General features: G+C 66.4%; 18 protein-coding genes. 8 read left to right on the top strand and 10 right to left on the bottom strand.

Features of this window, described 5'->3' with window-relative positions:
- Nucleotides 1-22 precede the first annotated feature (22 nt).
- The 4 genes from PQU89_RS01520 to PQU89_RS01505 all read right to left on the bottom strand — a co-directional run bounded on the left by PQU89_RS01520 (nucleotide 23) and on the right by PQU89_RS01505 (nucleotide 6,105).
- The gene (locus PQU89_RS01520) at nucleotides 23-1,576 is read right to left on the bottom strand and encodes a sugar ABC transporter ATP-binding protein (protein ID WP_272764292.1); all 1,554 of its coding nucleotides are present in this window, start codon (nucleotides 1,574-1,576) and stop codon (nucleotides 23-25) included.
- Between the two features lie 62 nt (nucleotides 1,577-1,638).
- Nucleotides 1,639-2,577, bottom strand: coding sequence for a sugar ABC transporter substrate-binding protein (locus PQU89_RS01515; RefSeq protein WP_272764291.1), 939 nt, complete (start codon nucleotides 2,575-2,577; stop codon nucleotides 1,639-1,641).
- Nucleotides 2,578-3,026: 449 nt separating this feature from the next.
- Nucleotides 3,027-4,883 (bottom strand): 3D-(3,5/4)-trihydroxycyclohexane-1,2-dione acylhydrolase (decyclizing), encoded by a 1,857-nt coding sequence (gene iolD / locus PQU89_RS01510; protein WP_272764290.1) that lies wholly within the window; start codon nucleotides 4,881-4,883, stop codon nucleotides 3,027-3,029.
- A 169-nt stretch (nucleotides 4,884-5,052) separates the two neighbouring features.
- Nucleotides 5,053-6,105: a LacI family DNA-binding transcriptional regulator gene (locus tag PQU89_RS01505; RefSeq protein WP_272764289.1), complete on the bottom strand. Its 1,053-nt coding sequence runs from the start codon at nucleotides 6,103-6,105 to the stop codon at nucleotides 5,053-5,055.
- A gap of 215 nt (nucleotides 6,106-6,320) precedes the next feature.
- On the opposite strand from PQU89_RS01505, the gene PQU89_RS01500 reads away from it, so the two are divergent.
- The 5 genes from PQU89_RS01500 to PQU89_RS01480 all read left to right on the top strand — a co-directional run bounded on the left by PQU89_RS01500 (nucleotide 6,321) and on the right by PQU89_RS01480 (nucleotide 11,757).
- Nucleotides 6,321-7,220 carry a sugar phosphate isomerase/epimerase family protein gene (locus PQU89_RS01500; RefSeq protein WP_272764288.1) on the top strand — a complete coding sequence of 300 codons (900 nt, stop codon included), beginning with the start codon at nucleotides 6,321-6,323 and terminating at the stop codon, nucleotides 7,218-7,220.
- Nucleotides 7,221-7,310: 90 nt separating this feature from the next.
- Nucleotides 7,311-8,129: a TIM barrel protein gene (locus PQU89_RS01495; protein ID WP_272764287.1), complete on the top strand. Its 819-nt coding sequence runs from the start codon at nucleotides 7,311-7,313 to the stop codon at nucleotides 8,127-8,129.
- A gap of 72 nt (nucleotides 8,130-8,201) precedes the next feature.
- Nucleotides 8,202-9,215 (top strand): bifunctional inositol 2-dehydrogenase/D-chiro-inositol 1-dehydrogenase, encoded by a 1,014-nt coding sequence (gene iolG / locus PQU89_RS01490; protein WP_272764286.1) that lies wholly within the window; start codon nucleotides 8,202-8,204, stop codon nucleotides 9,213-9,215.
- Between the two features lie 400 nt (nucleotides 9,216-9,615).
- The gene (gene iolG, locus PQU89_RS01485; protein ID WP_272764285.1) at nucleotides 9,616-10,602 is read left to right on the top strand and encodes an inositol 2-dehydrogenase; all 987 of its coding nucleotides are present in this window, start codon (nucleotides 9,616-9,618) and stop codon (nucleotides 10,600-10,602) included.
- Between the two features lie 141 nt (nucleotides 10,603-10,743).
- Entirely contained in the window at nucleotides 10,744-11,757 is a 1,014-nt protein-coding gene (locus PQU89_RS01480) for a Gfo/Idh/MocA family oxidoreductase (RefSeq protein ID WP_272764284.1), read from the top strand.
- A gap of 102 nt (nucleotides 11,758-11,859) precedes the next feature.
- On the opposite strand, the gene PQU89_RS01475 is transcribed toward PQU89_RS01480, so the two are convergent.
- Nucleotides 11,860-12,873: a LacI family DNA-binding transcriptional regulator gene (locus tag PQU89_RS01475; protein WP_272764283.1), complete on the bottom strand. Its 1,014-nt coding sequence runs from the start codon at nucleotides 12,871-12,873 to the stop codon at nucleotides 11,860-11,862.
- Between the two features lie 234 nt (nucleotides 12,874-13,107).
- Here PQU89_RS01475 and PQU89_RS01470 point away from each other — a divergent pair, with 234 nt between their 5' ends.
- The 3 genes from PQU89_RS01470 (at nucleotide 13,108) to PQU89_RS01460 (ending at nucleotide 16,257) form a co-directional block, all read left to right on the top strand.
- Nucleotides 13,108-14,007 carry a sugar phosphate isomerase/epimerase family protein gene (locus PQU89_RS01470; RefSeq protein WP_272764282.1) on the top strand — a complete coding sequence of 300 codons (900 nt, stop codon included), beginning with the start codon at nucleotides 13,108-13,110 and terminating at the stop codon, nucleotides 14,005-14,007.
- Nucleotides 14,008-14,086: 79 nt separating this feature from the next.
- A complete protein-coding gene (locus tag PQU89_RS01465) occupies nucleotides 14,087-15,013 on the top strand; it encodes a sugar phosphate isomerase/epimerase family protein (RefSeq protein ID WP_272764281.1) in 927 nt (308 codons plus the stop codon).
- A 71-nt stretch (nucleotides 15,014-15,084) separates the two neighbouring features.
- Nucleotides 15,085-16,257 carry a Gfo/Idh/MocA family protein gene (locus tag PQU89_RS01460; RefSeq protein WP_272764280.1) on the top strand — a complete coding sequence of 391 codons (1,173 nt, stop codon included), beginning with the start codon at nucleotides 15,085-15,087 and terminating at the stop codon, nucleotides 16,255-16,257.
- 124 nt (nucleotides 16,258-16,381) lie between these two features.
- Here the strand turns inward: PQU89_RS01460 and PQU89_RS01455 are convergent, their stop codons facing one another.
- From PQU89_RS01455 to PQU89_RS01435, 5 genes are read right to left on the bottom strand one after another with little or no spacing between them, the layout of a single operon-like run.
- Nucleotides 16,382-16,666: a DUF2218 domain-containing protein gene (locus tag PQU89_RS01455; protein WP_272764279.1), complete on the bottom strand. Its 285-nt coding sequence runs from the start codon at nucleotides 16,664-16,666 to the stop codon at nucleotides 16,382-16,384.
- Entirely contained in the window at nucleotides 16,663-17,460 is a 798-nt protein-coding gene (locus PQU89_RS01450; protein WP_272764278.1) for an ABC transporter ATP-binding protein, read from the bottom strand. The genes PQU89_RS01455 and PQU89_RS01450 overlap by 4 nt, the downstream gene beginning before the upstream one ends.
- Entirely contained in the window at nucleotides 17,457-18,521 is a 1,065-nt protein-coding gene (locus tag PQU89_RS01445; protein WP_272764277.1) for a FecCD family ABC transporter permease, read from the bottom strand. Before PQU89_RS01445 ends, PQU89_RS01450 begins: the two co-directional genes overlap by 4 nt.
- Nucleotides 18,518-19,627, bottom strand: a complete 1,110-nt coding sequence (locus tag PQU89_RS01440) for an ABC transporter substrate-binding protein (protein WP_272764276.1) — start codon at nucleotides 19,625-19,627, stop codon at nucleotides 18,518-18,520. Before PQU89_RS01440 ends, PQU89_RS01445 begins: the two co-directional genes overlap by 4 nt.
- A gap of 55 nt (nucleotides 19,628-19,682) precedes the next feature.
- A complete protein-coding gene (locus PQU89_RS01435) occupies nucleotides 19,683-21,680 on the bottom strand; it encodes a TonB-dependent receptor domain-containing protein (RefSeq protein ID WP_272764275.1) in 1,998 nt (665 codons plus the stop codon).
- Nucleotides 21,681-21,784 lie beyond the last annotated feature (104 nt).

The raw sequence follows: 21,784 nt of genomic DNA, 5'->3' as shown, positions 1-21,784 counted from the left end.
CTGTTAGCGTTGTGCTGGCGCTTTAGCTGGCGGCCAGTTGCATGATGCTGACCTGGTCGGCATCGGCACGATCGAGGATGCCGGTCACCCGGCCGCCGTGCATCACCATGATGCGGTCGCTCATGCCCAGCACTTCCGGCAATTCCGACGAGATCATGATCACCGCCACGCCCTGCCCCGCCAGCTTGGAAATCAGGCGGTGGATCTCGGCCTTGGCGCCGACGTCGATGCCGCGGGTCGGTTCGTCCAGGATCAGGATGCGCGGGTTGGTCAGCAGCCAGCGGCCGATCAGCACCTTCTGCTGGTTGCCGCCGGACAGGTTCTCCACCCGCTCGTACAGCCCCGGTGCCTTCACCCGCAGCGTCGCCGCCATGCTTTCGCACAGCTGGTCGATCGTCTTCTGGTGCACGAAACCGGCAGTGAGGTGTTCGTCGTTCAGCACCGAGATCTGCATGTTCTCCAGGATGCTGAGGTTGAGGAAACAGCCGGTGTCCTTGCGGTCTTCGGTGAGGAAGGCCATGCCCTGTGCCATCGCCACCTGCGGCGAATCGACCGCCACCTCCTTGCCGAAAATGGTGATGCTGCCGGCGCTGGCCGGGGTCACCCCGAACAGCGTCTCCGCCACATTGCTGCGGCCGGAGCCGATCAGGCCGGCGACTCCGAGAATCTCGCCCTGGCGCACCTCGAAGCTCACGTCGCTGAACACGCCGTCCAGGGTCAGGCCCCGTACCGACAGCGCCACGTCGCCGATCTTGGCGGGCTCCTTGGGGAACATCTCGGTGATCTCGCGGCCAACCATCATGCTGATGATCTCGTCGCGTTCCAGGCGCTCGGCCTGCTTGCAGCCGATGAAACGGCCGTCACGGAATACGGTGACTTCGTCGGCGATCTCCGCCAGCTCGTTCATCTTGTGGGTGATGTAGATGATGCCCTTGCCCGCCGCGCGCAGCTCGCGAATGATGCGGAACAGGTGCGACACCTCGTGCTCGGTCAGCGCCGAGGTCGGCTCGTCCATGATCAGCACGTCGGAGTCGTAGGACACCGCCTTGGCGATTTCCACCATCTGGCGGCTGGAAATGCTGAGGTCGATGATGTTGCTTTCCGGATCCAGCTCGATGGACAGTTGTTGCAGCAGCTCGCGCGTCATCTGGTTCATGCGGCCATGATCGACCATGCCCAGACGGTTCAGCGGCTCGCGGCGGATCCAGATGTTTTCCGCCACGCTCATGTACGGCATCAGGTTCAGTTCCTGATGGATCATGGCGATGCCGTGCTCCAGCGCATCCAGCGGCGACGTCAGCGCGATGTCGCGGCCACGCAGGCGGAACACGCCCTTGTCCGGCTCGTGCACCCCGGCCAGGATTTTCATCAGCGTGGATTTGCCGGCGCCGTTTTCGCCCATCAGCGCGTGCACGGTACCCGGACGCAGGCGGAAGGAGGCATTGTCCAGCGCCACCACACCCGGAAACGTCTTGCGGACACCTTCCACTTCGATCAGCAGGGTCGCTTCCGGCTGTGATGTTGCGGCGGCCTCGGCAGCCGCGGCGACAACTTTCTCTGGTGCTAAACTCAACATGACTCGTGTTCCTTTGCAGCGCCGCAGCGGGTCGCCTGCCCCCGCCGCGGCAACACAGACAATCAGTTACGCGCTTCGTAGGACTTCAGGTTGGCCGGGGTCACCAGCTCGAACGGAATATTGTTGACCTGAGGTACCTTCTCGCCACGCACCAGCTTCAGCGCGGTGTCGATGGCACCACGGCCCTGGCCGGCGGCGTTCTGGAACACGGTGACTTTCAGTTCGCCGGCCTTCATCGCGGTCAGCGCGTCGCGGGTGGCATCCACGCCGGCGACGATGGTGCCGTTCAGGCGTTTGGCGGACTTCAGCGCCTGGATCGCGCCCAGTGCCATTTCGTCGTTGTTGGACACCACGGCGTCAAATTTCACGCCGGCGCTGAGCCAGTTCATCATCAGGTCGCGGCCTTCGGTGCGCGACCACTTCGCGGTCTGCTTCTCCACGATCTTGATGCCCTTGCAGGCCGGGGTGGCGATCACGTCTTCCACGTCCTTGGTGCGCATGCGCGCAGCCTGGTTGGACAGGTCACCCATCATCACCACGATGTTGCCCTTGCCGTTCATCAGGCGGCACACCTCTTTCATCTGCTGGGTGCCGGAGTCAATCTCGTTGGAACCGACAAACGCCACCTTGGCCGGCAGCACGCGGTCGGCCGGCAGGCGGTTCACGTACACCAGCGGGATGCCGGCAGCCGACACCATCTTGGAAATCTTCGGGCTCACTTCGGTATCCACCACGTTCACCACGATGGCGTCCACGCGCTGGGCGATGAAGTTCTGTACCTGGGAGATCTGACGACCGATGTCGTTCTGCGCATCTTCAAACTGGACGCTGACATCCTTCTGGCTACCGGCGTGGGCCTTCATGCCGTTGCGCAGCACGGTCAGGAAGTTGTCGTCAAAGGTCGACATGGTGACGCCGATCTTGGCGGCAGAGGCAGGCATGGCGGCGGTGGCCAGTGCAACGAATACAGCAGAACCAGCAAGCTTGGTAATACGTTTCATCGGTGTGTCTCCTGTGTTTTTTTGATTTGCTACCGGGCCGTTGAGTGCCGTGTCAGTTGCGAGCAACTCCAGCGGCGTCTTCGGCAAATCCGTATTGCTAAGATAAGTGTTGCTGCCGACAATTGCAAATAAAATTTCACATAAAAATTTAAGTAGAAATTTATTTCTACAAAGCTACCACACCATGCTTCGGGCATCCGGCGGTGCACCCGCCGGCAGCGGCGCCCGGCGGCAGAAAACCGTCACTTCCGGCCACGTGCGGGCACCACGGCAGCGCATGGCCAGCGGGTGCCGCACGGCGAGCTGTCACCCGCCGCCGTCACGGCCAGCCCTTGCGGCCAACCCTGTGCCGCCAGGCTTGGCCGCAAAAAACAAGCGGGCCGCCCATCACTGGGCGGCCCGCTTAGCAGGACAAAAGCACCATCAGCCGCTGACGGTCAAAAGCACACTCAGACGCGCTGTTGCCGCACCGCCTCCTCGTAGCGTTCGCGCGCCGCGTTCACCTCGCTGCGCTCCGACACCTGCGGAATACCCACCTGCCACCAGCTGCCGCCTTCCGGCGTGCACTGCGGGCCGTCCACCTGCAGGCTGATCAGATAGCTCTTGCTCGATGCGCGCGCGCGCTGCATCGCCGCTTCCAGCTCCGCCACCGTGCGCACCGTTTCCGCCGCCGCGCCCAGCGAGCGCGCGTTCATCTCGAAATCGATGCTCGGCGCGCCGTCCGGCCCGGTCAGGCAGTGCTCGTACATATTGTTGAACTGCGCGCCGCCGCAGGCCTGTTGCAGACGGTTGATGCAGGCGTAGCCGGCGTTGTCCAGCAGCACCACGATGATCTTGTGCCCCAGCATCACCGAGGTGGCCAGCTCGTTGTTGAGCATCATGTAGCTGCCGTCGCCCACCATCACGATCACCTCGCGCTCAGGCTGCGCCATCTTGGCGCCCAGGCCGCCAGCCACTTCGTAGCCCATGCAGGAGTAACCGTATTCCATGTGGTAGCCACCGGGGCGGCTGGTGCGCCACAGCTTGTGCAGCTCGGCCGGCAAGGTGCCCGCCGCGCACACCACGATGTCGTTGGCGGCAGAGTTGGCCGCCGACGCCTGCACCGCGCCGATGGCTTCGGCGTAGGTCGGCAGCGACGCGCGCGGGCTGACCACGATCTCCGCCACCTGGCGGCGCCAGGCATCGCACAGCCGCCGTGCCTGCGTGTCCCACGCCGCCTCGCTGTGCCAGTCGCCAAGCTCGGCACTCAGTGCCGTCAGGCCGGCCGTGGCGTCAGCCTGGATGCTGCAGCCGCCCCACTTGATGGCGTCGAAGGTATTGACGTTGATCGACAGCAGTCTGGCCTGCGCGTACAGCGTGTGCGAGCCAGTGGTGAAATCCTGCAGCCGGGTGCCGACCGCCAGCACCACGTCGGCATCCTGCGCCAGCGCATTGGCCGCCGGCGAGCCGGTGACGCCGATGGAGCCGGCCAGCAGCGGGTAATCCCACGCCAGCGCGCCCTTGCCGCCGTGGGTCTCGCCCACCGGGATGCCGTGCTTGTCGGCAAACTGGCGCAGTGCGGCCACGCCGCCCTGGCTGTACAGCACGCCGCCACCGGTGACGATCAGCGGCCGCTTGGCGCTTTTCAGGATCGCGGCCAGTTCCGCCACTTCGGCGGCTTCGGCCGGCGGCTGACGGAAACGGATGGTGCGTTCGTTAAAGAACGATTCCGGCCAGTCATGCGCCAGCACCTGCACGTCCTGCGGCAGCGCCAGCGTCACCGGGCCGCACAGCGCCGGGTCGGTGAGGTAGGCGATGGCGCGCGGCAGCGCAGTCAGCAGCTGCTCCGGTACCACGATGCGGTCGAAATAGCGCGACACCGGGCGCAGGGTATCGGCGGCGGAGACACCGCCGTCGTGGAAGTCTTCCACCTGCTGCAGCACCGGGTCCGGCGCGCGGGTGATGAAGATGTCGCCCGGCAGCAGCAGCATCGGCAGACGGTTGACGTGCGCGGTGGCCGCGGCGGTCACCAGGTTGTTGCAGCCGGGGCCGATCGAGGTGGTCACCGCCATCATGCGGCGGCGGAAGTGCGCCTTGGCATAGGCGGCGGCGGCCAGCGCCATGCCCTGCTCGTTGTGGGCGCGGAAGGTGGGCAGCGCATCGCGCATCGTGTACAGCGCCTCGCCGAGGCCCGCCACGTTGCCGTGGCCGAAAATGGCCCACACCCCGCCAAAAAGCTGCTCGCGCGTGCCGTCTTCGGCCACCACATACTGCGCGGCCAGATAGCGCACCAGCGCCTGGGCCACCGTCAAGCGTACTGTCTTCACCTTTGTCTCCTTGTCCATGCGGCCTGCCGTGGGCCGTTACGCCGCCGTCAGCGTGCGGCTACCTGCTCACGATATAGGAACGGCGCCTTTTTGCAAAATATTTTCTTAAATTTAAATTGATAGAAATTAATTTCGCAATGCTGATCACGTCAGCGCCCGCCGCCGGCCATCAGCCCAGATACGGCTGCTGCCCCATGTTCTCCGGCAGATACAGCCGGAACTCGCCGGCCAGCGAGACGGCGGCATCCGCCGGCGCCATCTCCAGCGCCGCCAGCACATGCTGCAGCGCGCGGATGGCCTGAGTGTCCGGGTCCTGGTCGATCACCACGTCCAGCAGCCCCTGCTGCATGTACAGACGGTGGTCGTCGGAAATCTCGTGCGTCACCCAGCACACCTTGTCCAGCGCAAAGCGCCGCAGCGCCGCCTCGATGCCGGGCGAGCCGGCACCGGTATTGTAGATGCCGGCAATCACGTCACCGCGCTGGAAGGCCTGGCTCACCGCCCAGTAGCACTTGTCCGGGTCGTCGTGGGTTTCGCTGCTATGGGCATCGCACTCCAGCTCCGGAAACTGTGCCGCCAGCACCTCGCGGCAGCCACGGCTGCGTTCGAGGTGGCCGCGGTAGTCGCGGCGGCTACTTAGCAGCAGGATGCGGCCAACCTTGCGGCACAAGCGCCCCAGCAAATAGCCGGCGGTGCGGCCGGCGGCGTAGTTGTCGATGCCGACGTAAGCCGCGTCCGGCACCTCGTCCACCCGCGTCACCACCATGGCAATGTGCTCGCCGCGCGCGCGCGCCTGCTGCAGTGCCTCTCGCACCGCCGGCGTATCCGGCGCCGCCACGATCAGCGCCTGGCGCTGGTGGCGGCGCTGGGTGATGGCGCGCAGCAGCGCCGCCTCGTCCTGGTCCGGCGTCCACAGCCGGTGCACCACCAGCCGCTTGTCCAGCATCGCCACCCCGCGCTGCAGCGCCAGATTGAGACGCTGGAAGAACGGCGAGCGGTTGTCCGGCAGCACGATGTCGATGTGGATCAACCCGTGGCGGGTGTCCGGCAGCAGGCGCGGCACGCCCAGCTGCCGCGCTGCCGCCACCACCTGTGCCCGCGCCCGCACCGACACGCTACCGCGCTCGTTCAGCACCCGGTCCACGGTGGCGACGCTGACGCCGGCCAGCTCGGCGATCTCGACGAAACGCGCGCTTTTCTTGCGACGGGGAGGAGTGTCCATCTACGGCTCCGTAACGGTGAAAGGTGGCCCGGAGCAGTGCGGCACCGCCGGGCGGCAGCCAGCATCATCCCGCCGCACTGGCTGCCAGCTTAATCCCATTTTGACGATTTATCGTCAACAACAGTGCTGCCATTTCTGTTGACGGCCTCTAGATTTAGCCAACACCAGCCCCCGACACAGGGTGCGGCCAACACTAAAAACCGGAGGAGATCATCATGAAAATTACACTCGACCCCTACATGCACCGCCACCTCAGCCTGCCGGCGCTGGTGCAGAAAACCGCCGAGCTGGGCTACGACCAGATCGAGCTGTCGCCGCGCGCCGACTTCCTCGACTGGTGGGTGATGCCGCGCGCCCACGCCGGCCGCATCGCCGAATTCAAGCGCGCGTTGCGTGAGCATGGCGTCGGCCTGGCCACCCTGCAGCCGATGTACCGCTGGGCCAGCCCGTTCGAGGACGAGCGGCAGTGGGCGGTGAAGTGCTGGAAGAAGGCCATCGAAGTGGCGGTGGAAATGGACTGCCGGCTGATGATCTCCGAATTCGGCCGCGGTGCCTCGCCGGAGCGCTCCGTCGGCCAGGGCGCCGGTGCCAACACCAGGGAGATGTGCGAGGCGGCCTGGTGGCGCTCGATGGAGGAGCTGGTGCCGATCTTCGAACGCGAAGGCATCACGTTGTCGGTGGAGCCGCACCCGGAAGACTGGGTGGAAACGCTGGCCCCGGCGCTGGACATCGTGCGCGTGCTCGGTTCGGCCAACGTCAAGCTGTCCTATATCGCGCCGCACACCTTCTACTACGGCGACGACATGGCCGCCATGCTGCGCGACGCGGCGCCGCTGCTGGCGCATGTGCGCGTGGCCGACACCTTCAACCACAAGGCCAGCTCGCAGCTGCGCTACATCGTCAACCCGCCCGGCTCCAGCCACATCCGCGTGCACCAGCACCTGAACATCGGCGAGGGCGAGATCGACTGGGACCTGTTCTTCGCCACCCTGGCCGACAGCGGTTTCGACGGCGTGCTGTCGTCCTGCGTGTTCGCCTGGGAAGAGCGCGCCGACGAATCGTCGCGCTTCATGCGCCAAGAGATCCAGCGCTACCTGAACAAGTACCAGCGCTAAGGCACGCGGCCCCCACAACGTATCAAGCCTCCCCGTGCGCGCCACGGGGCCGGCCCCGCTTTGCCCAAAAACCAGAAGGAAACATCAACCATGAGCCGCATCGACTTTGCCATCAACCGCATCAGCGCACCGCGCCTGTCGTTCCACGACTACCTGGCCATGTGCCAGCGCCTGGGCGTAGCCACCATCGAGATCCGCAACGACCTGAACGGCGTGGAAATCAGCGACGGCACCAGCCCGGCCGCCATCCGCGACGCCGCGCAGGCCGCCAATATCCGCATTCGCTCCATCAACGCGCTGTACCCGTTCGACGTGTTCGATGCCGACCTGCAGGCGCGTGCGGTGAAGCTGGCCGCCTACGCCCGCGACTGCGGCGCCGAGGCGCTGGTGATGTGCCCGCTGAACAGCTGGGAAGACAAGCGCAGCGCCAGCGAGCGCTACCGCGATCTGGTCGGCGCGCTTAAGCAGCTGCGCCCGATCCTGGACGACCACGGCATTACCGGCCTGGTGGAGCCGCTGGGCTTCGAGGAGTGTTCGCTGCGCCGCAAGTCCGACGCGGTGAAGGCGATCTTCGACGCCGCCGGCGAGCGTCACTACCAGCTGGTGCACGACACCTTCCACCACCACCTGTCCGGCGAGGACATCTTCTATCCCGAGCTGACCGGCCTGGTGCACATCTCCGGCGTGGAATCGACCGAACTGGCCGACAACCAGATGCGTGACGGCCACCGCGTGCTGGTGGGCGATGCCGACCGTCTGGGCAACCTGCGCCAGCTGGCCATCCTGCTGCAGCGCGGCTACGACGGCGTGGTGTCGTTCGAACCGTTTGCCGCCGAGATCATGGAAGCCAGCGACAGCGAAGCGCTGCTGCGCAGCAGCATGGACTACATCCGCCACTCGCTGACCTGAACCGCAACCGCACAAGGTTGGCCGCAAACCTTGCGGCCAACCCTTACACCAAGAGATAAAGAGGAAGACATCATGACTTTGCAAATCGGCGTAATCGGCACCGGTGCCATCGGCCAGGACCACATCCGCAGAATCACCCAGGCGCTGTCCGGCGCCCGCGTGGTGGCGGTCAACGACATCAACCCGCAACAGGCGCGCGACACCGTGGCACGCTACCAGCTGGACGCCATCGTGCATACCGATGCCCACGCGCTGGTGGCCGACCCGGCAGTCCAGGCGCTGCTGGTGACCTCCTGGGGCCCGACCCACGAAGAGTTCGTGCTGGCCGCCATCGCCAAGGGCAAGCCGGTGTTCTGCGAGAAGCCGCTGGCGGTGACCGCCGAAGGCTGCCGCCGCATCGTCGACGCCGAGATCGCCCACGGCAAGCGCCTGGTGCAGGTCGGCTTCATGCGCCCGTACGACGCCGGCTACCGCGCGCTGAAGGACGTGATTACCAGCGGCCACATCGGCGCGCCGCTGATGCTGCACTGCGCGCACCGCAACCCGAGCGTGGGCGACAGCTACACCACGCCGATGGCCATCACCGACACCCTGATCCACGAGCTGGACGTGCTGCGCTGGCTGCTGGACGACGACTACGTGTCCGCCCAGGTGGTGTTCCCGCGCAAGAGCAGCCACGCCAGCGCGCACCTGGCCGACCCGCAGATCGTGCTGTTGGAAACCACCCGCGGCGTGCGCATCGACGTGGAAATCTTCGTCAACTGCCAGTACGGCTACGACATCCAGTGCTCGGTGGTGGGTGAAAGCGGCGTGGCCAACCTGCCGGAGCCGGCCAGCGTGTTGCTGCGCAGCGAAGCGCGGCTGGGCACCACCATCCTCACCGACTGGAAGCAGCGCTTCATCGACGCCTACGACGTGGAGCTGCAGGGCTTCATCAACGGCATCCGAGACGGCGCGCTGACCGGCCCGTCGGCCTGGGACGGCTACGCCGCCGCCGTGGCCGCCGATGCCTGCGTCAAGGCGCAGGAAACGCGTCAGGTCGAGGCCATCAGCATGGGTGCGCGTCCGGCGTTCTACCCGCGCTAAGCATAAGTTCACGATCTGCTGCGCTTGTACTACTTGCTGCGGCTGGGGCGATACGGCGTTGAAAGCGCCTTCGAAATGCGCATTGACTTCATGTCAATGCCGCTTCCTCAGCCACTTTCGCCTTGTCTCGCCTTAGCTCGCAGGATCGTGAGCCAGCCAAGGTAATAACAGCCGCCGGCTGCCGCACGATCACTGTCAGGGTGACGGCAGCCGGCGCGCTGTTGCAGGCATGGCACAAGCTGGTGCGTCAAAAAATTTTCTAGTGAAATAGTATTTGAGAAATTAATTTCTAATCTTATACTGCGTTGGCAATAGGCCGCCCGCCACGGGCGCCACCAGATCGCCAGCGCTGCCGGTGTGTCCGACAGACAGGCGACCAACCTACAACACGGAGAACACCATGATCGACGTAGCCCTGTTCGGCGCTGGCCGTATCGGCAAGATTCACGCGGCCAACCTGTTTGCGCACCAAGGCGTGCGCCTGAAATACGTGGTGGACACCCACGCGCCGTCCGCCGCCGCGCTGGCCGAACAATACGGCGCCAGCGTCACCGATACCGACACCGCGCTGAACGACGCCAGCGTCGGCGCCGTGGTGATTGCCAGCAGCACCGACACCCACGCCGAGCTGATCCTGCGCGCCGCCGCCGCCGGCAAGGCCATCTTCTGCGAGAAACCGGTCGACCTCGACCTGGCCCGCGCCCGCGACTGCGCCGCCGCGGTGGCTGCGGCCAACGTGCCGTGCCTGATTGGCTTCCAGCGCCGCTACGACCCCACTTTCGCCGCCGTGAAAGCACGCATCGAGGCCGGCGAGATCGGCAGCCCGGAAATGCTGATCGTCACCAGCCGCGACCCGGGCGCCCCGCCGGTGGACTACATCAAGCGCTCCGGCGGCATCTTCAAGGACATGCTGATTCACGACTTCGACATCTGCCGCTGGATTCTGGCCGATGAAGTGGTAAGCGTGCATGCCAGCGCCAGCGTGCTGACCGACCCGGCCATTGCCGATGCCGGCGACGCCGACTGCACCGCCGTGACCCTGCGCACCAAGAGCGGCCGCCTGTGCCAGATCAACACCACCCGCCGCGCCGCCTACGGCTACGACCAGCGCTTCGAGGTGCAGGGCAGCCTCGGCATGCTGCAGGCCGGCAACCACCGTCCGACCGAAGTCACCGCCTACGGCAGCAAGCAGGTGGCCACCGACCTGCCTGAGCACTTCTTCCTGGAACGCTACCAGGCCGCCTACGCCGGCGAGATGGCGCACTTCTTCCGCGTCATCACCCAGGGCGAAACGCCGCGCACCACGGTAGAGGACGGCGTGAAGGCACTGGAACTGGCCGACGCCGCCACCCGCTCGTGGCAGGAAGGCCGCGTCATCGCCCTGTAAATCATTGCCAACCCTGCTTGCACCCTCAGCCAAACCCGGGACTGCCGCGTGACAGCGGCCTGCATCGCCGCTGAAGGACGATAGGAACGACAGCCCCGGTTTTATCGCAAGCAGGATTGGCGCCCAAATAAGGACCTCCCCGTGAGCACAGTACGTATCGCCATCGTCGGCCTCGGCCGTCTCGGCCGCCGCCATGCGGCCAACCTGCAACAAACCCACGGCGCACAGCTCGTTGCCGCCTGCAGCCCGGTCACGGAAGAACGCGACTGGGCCGCCACCGCCCTGCCCGGCGTGGCGCTGTATGCCGACTACGCCGAGGTGCTGGCCAACCCGGACGTCGACGCCGTGTTCCTGGTCACCCCCACCTCGCTGCACGCCGAGCAGATCATCGCCGCGCTGAAGGCCGGCAAGCACGTGTTCTGCGAAAAGCCGCTGGCGCTGAACGTGGAAGACTGCCTGGCCGTGGAAGCAGAAGCCGCGCGCCACCCGCAGCTGAAGGTGATGATCGGCTTCGTGCGCCGCTTCGACGCCAGCTACCGCGACGCCGCCGCCAAGCTGGCCGCCGGCAGCGTCGGCCGCCCCTACCTGCTGCGCTCGCAGACCTGCGACCGCAACGACGAGAGCGGCTTCTTCGTGCGCTTCTCCGCCAGCAGCGGTGGCATCTTCATGGACTGCAGCATCCACGACATCGACCTGGCGCGCTGGCTGCTGGGCAATCCGCAACCGAAGCGGGTATGGGCCACCGGCACCAACGCGCTGCACCCAGCACTGGCCGAGCATCAGGACGTGGACAACGGCGTGGCGATGTGCGAGTTCGAGGGCGGCCAGCTGGCCTGCTTCTACGCCTCGCGCACCCAGGCGCACGGCCACGAGACGCTGACCGAGATCTTCGCCAGCGAAGGCCGCCTGAGCGTGGGCGCCAACCCGCGCGCCAACCGGGTGGAGATCAGCGACGCGCACGGCGTGCGCAACGAGTGCGTGCAGGACTTCTACCAGCGCTTTGCCGAGGCCTTCGTCACCGAGGCGCAGGTGTTCGTCGACACTATCCGCGACAACCGCCCGTCGCCGGTCACCCTGGCCGACGCGCGCGAAGCCACCCGCATCGGCCTCGCCATCACCCAGGCGTTCCGCAGCGGCGAGGCGGTCAGCCTGTAAGCACGCCAGCACGCAACAACGCCCGCCGGGACAGACCCCGGCGGGCGTTTTTTCTGCTGGTTCGCGGCGGCGGCATCACGCGCCACGAGTGGAAACCCCCAGCTACACGTTGGCCGCGGTGTAGATGGTGAACGGCAGGATGTTTTGCAGTGCGCCGCGGCCCTGCCGCTCGCGCAGCACGTTGACCATGCAGTCCACCAGGCGGCGGGACAGCCACTCCAGCGGGTGTGACAGCACCATGCTGACCAGATCGTCGTTCAGCGCCTGGCGGGTAATGTCGGTCAGGTCGTGGCAGACGGTAACCAGCCCGGCCGGACGCTGTTCCCGCAACGCCTCCAGCACGCCTTCGATGCCGCCGCCGGCCACGTAAATGCCGGCCAGATCCGGGTGGCGATCCAGCAACTCCAGCGTCGCAGCCTGCGCCAGATGGATGTCCTCCAGGCTGGTCAGCGTTTCCAGCACCTGGAAGCCGGGCGCGTATTCGCGCAGGTAGGCGCGAAAGCTGATCTCGCACTGTTCCTGGCACAGGTAGCGGTGGCTGCCCAGAATCAGCCCCACCTTGCCTGGCCGTGGCGCCAGGCGCGATATCGTCCACGCCGCGCTGCGGCCAACCTTGCGGTTGTCCAGCCCGACATAGCCGGCGCAGGCTTCCGCGCTCAGCTCCGACACCAGCGCGAATACCGGCGTGCCCTGCACCGCCAGCATGTCGATGGCCTGATTGACCTGCGGATGGTCGGCCGCCACCAGCGCGATGGCATCCACCTTGCGCGCCATCTCCTGCAGCCGCGCCACGATGTGCTGCGGCGTCAGCTCGTCCAGGTAGTCGATCACCGCCTTGCCCTGGCTGCCGACCGCCTGCTCGATAGCCAGCCCCAGCTCGCGGTAGAAATAGGTGCTGCGCTTTTGCAGGATGAAACCCAGCCGCGGCCCGGCCTGCTGTTCGTCGATGCGGTGGCGGATCAGCCCGGTACGGCGAAAGCCCAGCTGCTCGGCCGCGGCCAGTACCCGTTGCGCCGTCTCCGGCCGCACGCTGGCGCGCTTGTTGATGACGCGGTCCACTGTGGCCACGCCGACCCCGGCCAGTCTTGCCACATCCAGCATGGTTGCATCGGTCATGCTGCGTCCTTTTCTGATAGTTCTATCAATGCATATCAATTGATGGATGATAGATGGCGATACCGGATGGCGGCGCCGTATTGTCAATAAAAATCTGCGGGTTAAACTGGATTGTAACGGGCTTAAAGCATGCGATGGAAGCCGTTGCATATCAATAAAACTATCAAAACAATCAGCGTGCAGCCGCTTGCCACCGCCCGGCCGGCACAGCGCGACCACGACAGGAGACCACACATGAAAATCGCACTCGACCCCTATATGCACCGCCACCTCAGCCTGCCTGAGCTGGTGCAGAAAACCGCCGAGCTGGGCTACGACCAGATCGAGCTGTCCCCCCGCGCCGACTTCCTCGACTGGTGGGTGATGCCGCGCGCTCACAACCAGCGCATCGCCGAATTCAAGCGCGCGCTGCGCGAGCATGGTGTTGGTCTTGCCTCCCTGCAGCCGATGTACCGCTGGGCCAGCCCGTTCGAGGACGAACGGCAGTGGGCGATGAAGTGCTGGAAGAAGGCCATCGAGGTGGCGGTGGAAATGGGCTGCCAGCTGATGATCTCCGAGTTCGGTCGTGGCGTCTCGCCGGAGCGCTCGGTCGGCCAGGGCGCCGGTGCCAATACCAGAGAGATGTGCGAGGCCGCCTGGTGGCGCTCGATGGAAGAGCTGGTGCCAATCTTCGAACGCGAAGGCATCACCCTGTCGGTGGAGCCGCACCCGGAAGACTGGGTGGAGACGCTGGCCCCGGCGCTGGACATCGTGCGCGTGCTGGGTTCGGCCAACGTCAAGCTGTCCTATATCGCCCCGCACACCTTCTACTACGGCGACGACATGGCCGCCATGCTGCGCGACGCGGCGCCGCTGCTGGCGCATGTGCGCGTGGCCGACACCTTCAACCACAAGGCCAGTTCGCAGCTGCGCTACATCGTCAACCCGCCCGGCTCCAGCCACATCCGCGTGCACCAGCACCTGAACATCGGCGAGGGCGAGATCGACTGGGACCTGTTCTTCGCCACCCTGGCCGACAGCGGTTTCGACGGCGTGCTGTCGTCCTGTGTGTTCGCGTGGGAAGAACGCGCCGACGAGTCGTCGCGCTTCATGCGCAGCGAGATCCAGCGCTACCTCGACAAGTACCAGCGCTAAACCACCCCCTTACAAGGACTCCCGCCACCCCGTGCGCGCCACGGGGCCGGCCCCGCTTTGCCCAAAACAAGGAGACATCATGAGCATCAAGATTGCCAGCGCCCCCTGCTGCTGGGGTGTGGACGACGTGAACAACCCGCACCTGCCGCCGTGGCAACGGGTGCTGGATGAGGCCGCGCAGGCCGGCTACAAAGGGATCGAGCTAGGCCCCTACGGCTATATTCCGCTGGACGTGGAACTGGTGGGCAATGCACTGCACCGCCACCGGCTGCATATCGTGGCCGGCACCATCTTCGACGACCTGGTGGCTGCGGCCAACCTGGACAACCTGCTGCAGCAGACCCGCGACATCTGCCGCCTGATCACCCGCCTGCCGCGCCCGCCGCAGGCCGATGGCCAGCACTTTGCCGCCCCCTACCTAGTGGTGATGGACTGGGGCCACCCGGAGCGCGACTTCCAGGCCGGCCACAGCGAGCGCGCGCCGCGCCTGAGCCAGCAGGACTGGCAGCGCATGGTGGCGCACATCCGCCAGATCGCCGCCGTGGCGCAAGCCGAGTTCGGCGTGCGCACCGTGATTCACCCGCACGCTGGCGGCTATATCGAGTTTGCCGACGAGATCCTGCAGATCCTGGCCGACATTCCCTACGCCGAGGCCGGGCTGTGCCTGGATACCGGCCACCTGTACTACTCCGGCATGGACCCGGTGCAGTGGCTGCACCAGCACGCCAGCCGGCTGGACTACATCCATTTCAAGGACATCGACCTGGACGTCTACCAGCGGGTAATGCAGCAGCACATCGCGTTCTTCGACGCCTGCGCCCAGGGAGTGATGTGCCCGATCGGCAAGGGGGTGATCGACTATCCGGCGATACGCCGGCTGCTGGATGACATCGGCTACCACGGCTACATCACCATCGAACAGGAACGCGACCCGCGCAACGCCGACAGCAGCCTGCGCGACGTCACCGCCAGCCTGCAGTACCTGCAACGGGCCGGCTTCCACTGACATTTGACATCACAAGCGGCCAGCCGCCGCGCCACGGCGCAAGGTTGGCCGCAGACAAAGGAGACAGAAACATGATCAACGGAGCAAAACTCACCGCCGCGCCGATTCGCTGGGCGATGGTCGGCGGTGGCCAGGGCAGCCAGATCGGCTACATCCACCGTAGCGCCGCGCTGCGCGACAACGTGTTCCAGCTGGTAGCCGGCGCGTTCGATATCGATCCGCAGCGCGGCCGCGATTTCGGCACCAGCCTGGGGGTGGAACCGGCGCGCTGCTACGCCGACTACCAGACGCTGTTCGCCGAGGAGGCCAAGCGCCCCGACGGCATCCAGGCGGTATCGATCGCCACGCCTAACGGCACCCATTTCGCCATCTGCAAGGCGGCATTGCTGGCCGGGCTGCATGTGGTATGCGAAAAACCGTTGTGCTTCACCACCGCCGAGGCGGAGGAGTTGCAAACGTTGGCCGCCAGCCGCGGCAAGATCGTTGGCGTTACCTACGGCTATGCCGGCCACCAGCTGATCGAACAGGCACGGCAGATGATCGCCGCCGGCGAGCTGGGCGAGATTCGCATCGTCAACATGCAGTTTGCCCACGGCTTCCACAGCGCGGCGGTGGAGGAGGCCAACCCGGCCACCCGCTGGCGCGTCGACCCGAAACTGGCCGGCCCCAGCTATGTGCTGGGCGACGTCGGCACCCACCCGCTGTACCTGTCGGAAGTGATGCTGCCGGCGCTTAAGGTGCAGAAGCTGATGTGCAGCCGGCAGAGCTTTGTCGCCAGCCGCGCCCCGTTGGAAGACAACGCCTTCACCCTGATGCAGTACCACGGCGGCGCGATGGGCTTCGTGTGGTCCAGCGCGGTAAATGCCGGTTCCATGCACGGCCAGAAGATTCGGGTCATCGGCTCGAAAGCCAGCCTGGAATGGTGGGACGAGCGCCCCAACCAGCTGAGCTTCGAGGTGCAGGGCCGCCCGGCACAGGTGCTGGAGCGCGGCATGGACTACCTGCACCCGGCCGCGCTGCACGACGACCGCATCGGCAGCGGCCACCCGGAAGGGCTGTTCGAGGCGTGGTCCAATCTGTACTACCGCTTTGCACTGGCGATGGACGCCAGCGACCGTGACGACCAGGCGGCGCTGGCCGCCATCCGCTACCCGGACATCCACGCCGGGGTGGAAGGCGTGCGCTGGGTGGAAAACTGCGTGCGCTCCGCTGACGCCGGCGGGGTGTGGGTGGATTATCAGTAAACGCAAGCCCGGTGGCGGGTGCGTTGCGACGATGGCTGCTGCCGGACACGGCAGCAGCCATCAAACCGGCGCCGACGCGGCCGGCCTCGCCGCGCTCACGGCCAACACAATCGCCGTCACGGTCTCAGTCCGGCTGCCACGCGATCTGCAGCGGCGCCTGCCGCGTCATCAGCGCCAGGTGGCTGTCCAGCACCGCCATCACCTGTTGCACCTGCGCCAGGCTTTCCCCGCTACTGCGCAGGCGCAGGCCGTCCGTGCCGCTTTCCAGCACGCAGCGGCCGTAAGGGAAACAGACCTGCCCGCGCTGCGCGTCGAACTCCACCGGCACTTTGCGGGCAAAGTGCTTGCACAGCTTGAACAGATAGGTGCCGGCGTGCGGCGTGGCCACCAATGCGTGGTAGTGAATCATGACGGTAATGCCTCCAGGTGGGATTCAGATAGCAGCTGGTCGACGATCAGCTGCGGGCGCCCTTGCGAGCAGGGTTCGATACGGGCGGAGATGCCATACACCCGCCGCAGCAATGCCGCGTCCAGCACCGCGTCCGGCGCGCCATCCGCCTGCAGGCGGCCGCCGGCCAGCACCAGCACCCGGTCGCAGGCACGCAGTGCGAGGTTGAGGTCGTGCAGCGCGATCACGCCGATCGCGCCGCGCTGGCGCACGTCCTCGCCGACCGCACCCAGCACCGCCAGCTGCCAGCGCAGGTCCAGTGCGCTGGTCGGCTCGTCCAGCAGCAGCAGCCGTGGCTGACGTGCCAGCACCTGCGCCAGCGCCACCATCTGGCGCTGGCCACCGGACAGGGTGTCCAGCCGCTGCATGGCCAGCGCCAGCAGCCCCAGCCGGCGCAGCACGGCATCGATGCGCGTTTCCGCCTCGCGCCGGCCGACGCCGTTGGCCAGCAACCCGCCCAGCAACAATTCGTAAGGCGACAGCCCCACGCTCTGCGGCAGGCTTTGCGGCAGCAGCGCCACCTGCCGGCTGCGCTGGCGCAGCGGCAGCGCGGACAGCGCGGCGCCGTCCAGCAGCAGCTGGCCGCTGGATGGCAGCAGGCCGGCCAGCGCATGGATCAGGGTGGACTTGCCGGCGCCGTTGGGGCCGACCAGCGCAGTGAGGCTGCCGGCGGCCAGCGGCGTGGCCAGGCTGAAATCCTCGACGATGCAGCGCCGCTGGCGCTGTACGGCGAGCGAGGTGATCTGCAGGCTCATGCGGCGGCCCTCCGTCCCAGAATCAGCAGCATGAAGGCCGGTACCCCGACCAGCGCGGTGACGATGCCGATGGGCACGATCAGCCCCGGAATCAGCGACTTGCTGGCAATGGAGGCCAGCGACAGCATCAGCGCACCGCACAGCGTACTGGCCGGCAGGAAGTAACGATGCTGCTCGCCCACCAGCAGGCGGGCGATGTGCGGCCCGACCAGGCCGACAAAACCGATGGTGCCAACAAAGCACAGCGCCACCGCGGTCAGCAGGCTGACTTCCACCAGGCAGGCACGGCGCACGCGCGCCACGTCCACCCCCAGGCTTTCCGCCTGCGCCTCGCCGCTGCGCAGCAGGGTCAGCGCCCAGGCGCGGCGCATCGCCAGGCCAAAGCACAGCAGCAGGGTCACCGCCACCAGCAGCACGTTGTGCCAGCTTGCCCGCCCCAGGCTGCCCATGCTCCAGAACACGATCTGCTCCAGCGCGTTGCTGTCGGCCAGAAAGTGCATCAGCGACACCAGCGCCTCCAGCGCGAACATCAGGGCGATGCCGAACAGCACCAGCGAGTGGCTGCCGCCGCCGTGCCAGCGCAGCAGCAGCAGGATCAGCCCGGTGGACAGCAGCGCCATCAGGAAGGCGCACAGCGGGGTCAGCAGCTCGACCGGCAGCCACGGCAACACCGGCACGAACACGATGGCCATGGCGGCGCCCAGCGTGGCGGCCGCCGCCAGCCCCAGCGTGAACGGGCTGGCCAGCGGGTTGTTGAGCACCGTCTGCATCTGCGCGCCGGCGAGGCCCAGCGCGGCGCCGACCACCAGCGCCATGCAGGTGTACGGCAGGCGCACGTCGAACAGGATCACCCGGTCGGCGACATCCAGCGACGCCGGGGCCAGCAAGCCCTGCACGATATCCCGCAGCGGCAGACCGGACGGGCCGGTGCCGATGTCCCACAGCAGGCTCAGGCACAGCGCGGCCGCCAGCAGCAGCAATACCGCGGCGCGGCGCAGGTTGGCGCGGTGGTAGCGTTGCGCCAGCGACAGCGGCGCCTCCAATACAAGGGTCGTGCTCATAGTTGCGTCCAGTAGGTGCCGTTGAGCGCGACCGGCTGGAAGCGCTGGTAGAAACGCCTGAGGGTGTCTTCCGGCTGCAGGTCGGCCATTTCCTGCGGGTATAGCCACTTGGCCATCGCCTGCAGGCCGATGATGTTCTGGGCGGAGTAGTTGTAGTGGTGCCAGATGGCGAAGGCGCGCTTGCCGGCCACCGCCTTCAGCTGCGGGAAGCCGGGACGGCCCAGCACCTTGCGCAGGCTGGCGCGGGCGGTGGCGGCGTCAATGCCGCTGCCCAGCGCGATGGTGGGCACACCGCGCGCCACGCTGGCAGGATTGCCGATGGCGGTGCCGATATAGACTTCCGGCTGCGCCTTGAGCAGGAATTCCAGGTTGACGGTGCCGTGCATGCCCGGCACCAGCGGGCCGGCGATATTGTGTCCGCCGGCGGCGTCCAGCAGCCGGCCGATCATGCCGTGGGTCATGGTTTCGCAGCATTCGCGGCTCAGCCCGACGCGGCTTTCGAGGAACACCGTCGGCTGGCGGCGGGTCAGTTTCAGGCGCTGGCGCACCTTGTCCATCTCGGTCCGGTAGAAGGCGATGAACTCGGCCGCCTCCTGCTGACGGCCCAGCGCCTGGCCCAGCACCTCGACACTGCGCACCGTGTGCAGCAGCGGGTCGCGGGTAAAGTCGACATAGAGCACGGCAATGCCGGCCGCCTGCAACCGCTTCAGGGTGGCGTGGTCGTTGACGTCGGGGCCGTGACCGCTGAGGCTGAAAATCGCCAGGTCCGGTTTCAGCGCGATCGCCTGCTCAGCGCTGAAGGTGGCGGCGCTGGTCTTGCCCAGGCGCACCACCTTGTCCAGCGCCGGGAAGCGCTGGCGGTACTGCGCGTAGCCGGCCGGGTCCAGCTGCTCGAAATCGCCGAGCATGCCCACCACCCGCTGCGGCAGTTGCTGTTTTTCCAGAATGGCGAGGGTGGTCAGCATGCGCCCCTCGCCGAGGATGATGCGGCCAACCTTGGCCGGCAGGGTCACCTGGCGGCCGGCCAGATCGGTGACACTGGCCGCCAGCGTCAGCGTGGACAGCGTCAGCCCCAGCGCGAGGGCCATCCCTTTCAGGTAATTCATTGCAGCTCCAATAGCCTGGCCCCGGCACGGGCCGGGGCATGGGGTTGGTAAAAGATCAGAAGCGGTAGGTGGCCTGCAGCCGCACGTCACGACCGGCTTCCGGGTAGCCCAGCACCCGCTGCTGGTAGACCTGGTAGGCGTAGGTGGTGTGATCGTAGTAGTGCTTGTTGAGCAGGTTCTTCACCGCCAGATTGAGGGTCAGCGTGTCCTTGTGCAGCGGCCGCCAGTTGATGTAGATATCGTGAACGCCGTAGCCCTGCTTGGTGCGGCTGACGCCGACGGCGGCGCCGACCGGGCGGTAGGCCAGCGACTCGACAAAGCGGCCGCTCCAGCCGAAGTCGAGGTTGTAGGCCGGCAGGTCATAGCTGGCGTGCAGTGTCCAGGTCCGCCCGCTGCTGGCGCCCAGCCCGAGGTCGGCGTCGTAGAACGGCTGCTCGTTGAGGCGCGGCTTGCTGTGCGCCACCGACAGCCCGGTGGTCAGCGCGCCGCTGCGGTATTCGGCGCCCAGCTCGTAGCCCTTGATGCGTGCGTCGCCGGCATTGTCGCGGCAGCCGGCCGGCACCCCGGCGCAGGCCATCGAGGTAATGAAGTTCTTGATGTCCTGCTGGTAGACATTACCCGACAGGCTGAAGCCGCCCCGGTCGAAACGGAAGCCCAGCTCGCTGTTGCTGGCCTTTTCCGGATCGATATCGCTGGCGTTTTTCCAGCGCGCGATATCGAGCATGAACGCCTCTTTCGGGCCGACCCCGCGCAGCGCGCGCGAGTGGCCGGCGGTCAGCTTCAGGCTGTCCAGCAGCTGCCAGCTGATGCCGGCACTGGGGCTGAAGCCGCTGCTGCGATACGTCTGCCGGTGATTGTCGGTGTACTCGTAGTCGTCAAAGCGCAGCCCGGCCGATACCGTGACCGGATCGAAATCGAGCAGGCTTTCGACATAGCCGCCCGCCACGCCCAGGCTTTCCGTGCCGCTGCCGGTCAGGCCGTAAGGATCAAGGATGTTGCGCGCCGCGGTCTCTTCCTCGCGCCAGTTCAGGCCGTACTTCAGCACATGCGCGCCCAGATAGCTGCGCAGGCCGATATCCATGCCGGTGGTGGTGATCTCCTCGCCATAGTTGCGGCCAACCTTGTTGGTACGCTCCGACTCCACCACCGACTGGTAGAGGGTGGCGTCAACCTTGTCGACCACGCCCAGCTTGCCGCCCTGGTAGCGCAGCGTGGCGGTGTCGCGCGTCAGGCGCTGCGGGATCGGGTCGTTGGGCAGTTGCGGATGGGCGAACTCCGGCATCATGTTGGCGCGTGCGTTGCGGATGCCCTCGTCGTTGCTGTGCTGGTAGGAGGCGCTAATGCGGTGCTCCGGCGACAGTGTGAATCCGAACTTGGCCAGCAGGTTCTGCTGCTCGGTCGCCGAGTTGGCCACCAGCTGGCCATCGCCGCTCTTGTAGTTCTGCGTTTCCAGCAGGCTGCCCGACACCAGGCCGTCAAAGCGCTCGTCGAGCTGCCCGGCCACGGTGGCCATGCTGCGCCAGCCCCGGTTGCTGGACCAGCCGCCGGTCAGCGCCATGGCGAAATCGCGGCCGTCGCGCAGCATGTCGCGCGCGTCGATGGTTTCCAGCCGGATGGCGCCGCCCAGCGCCCCCGGGCCGGCGCTGGCCGCGGCGGTGCCCTTCTCCACTTCCACCGTTTTCAGCAGCTGCGGATCGATCACCAGCGCGCTCTGGTGGTGATAGACCTTGCCGTTGATTTGCGCGCCGTCGACGCTGAGATTCAGCATCGACTCTTCCATGCCGCGGATGTACACCTTTTGCGCAATCGGATTGCCGCCGCCGCCGACGCTGATCTCGCCGTCCTTGCGGTAGATGTCGCTGAGGTCGCGGGCCTGGCTGTCGGCCAGCTCGTCCTGGCGGATGGTCTTGTCCAGCGTCGGCGTTTTCGCGCTCACCACCACGGTGGGCAGCTGGCCGACGCCGTCTTCGGCGAGTGCGGCACTACTCCAGCCGACAAGCAGCATGACACTGAGCAGGGGCAGCCGGAACGGCGGAGGAAGAGTGTGAGTCATGGCAAAGCGGTCCTGTGCAAGAAATGCCGGCGATATGGCAGCAGCCGACTTGTTATCAATAATCATTCTCAACTATAATTTTTCCACATCTCCCCCTCGGCGTC

The organism is Vogesella indigofera (assembly GCF_028548395.1).
Lineage (GTDB): Bacteria > Pseudomonadota > Gammaproteobacteria > Burkholderiales > Chromobacteriaceae > Vogesella > Vogesella indigofera_A.
Note: the sequence above shows the minus strand (reverse complement) of the source record. Positions and strands in the feature narration are given on the sequence as shown.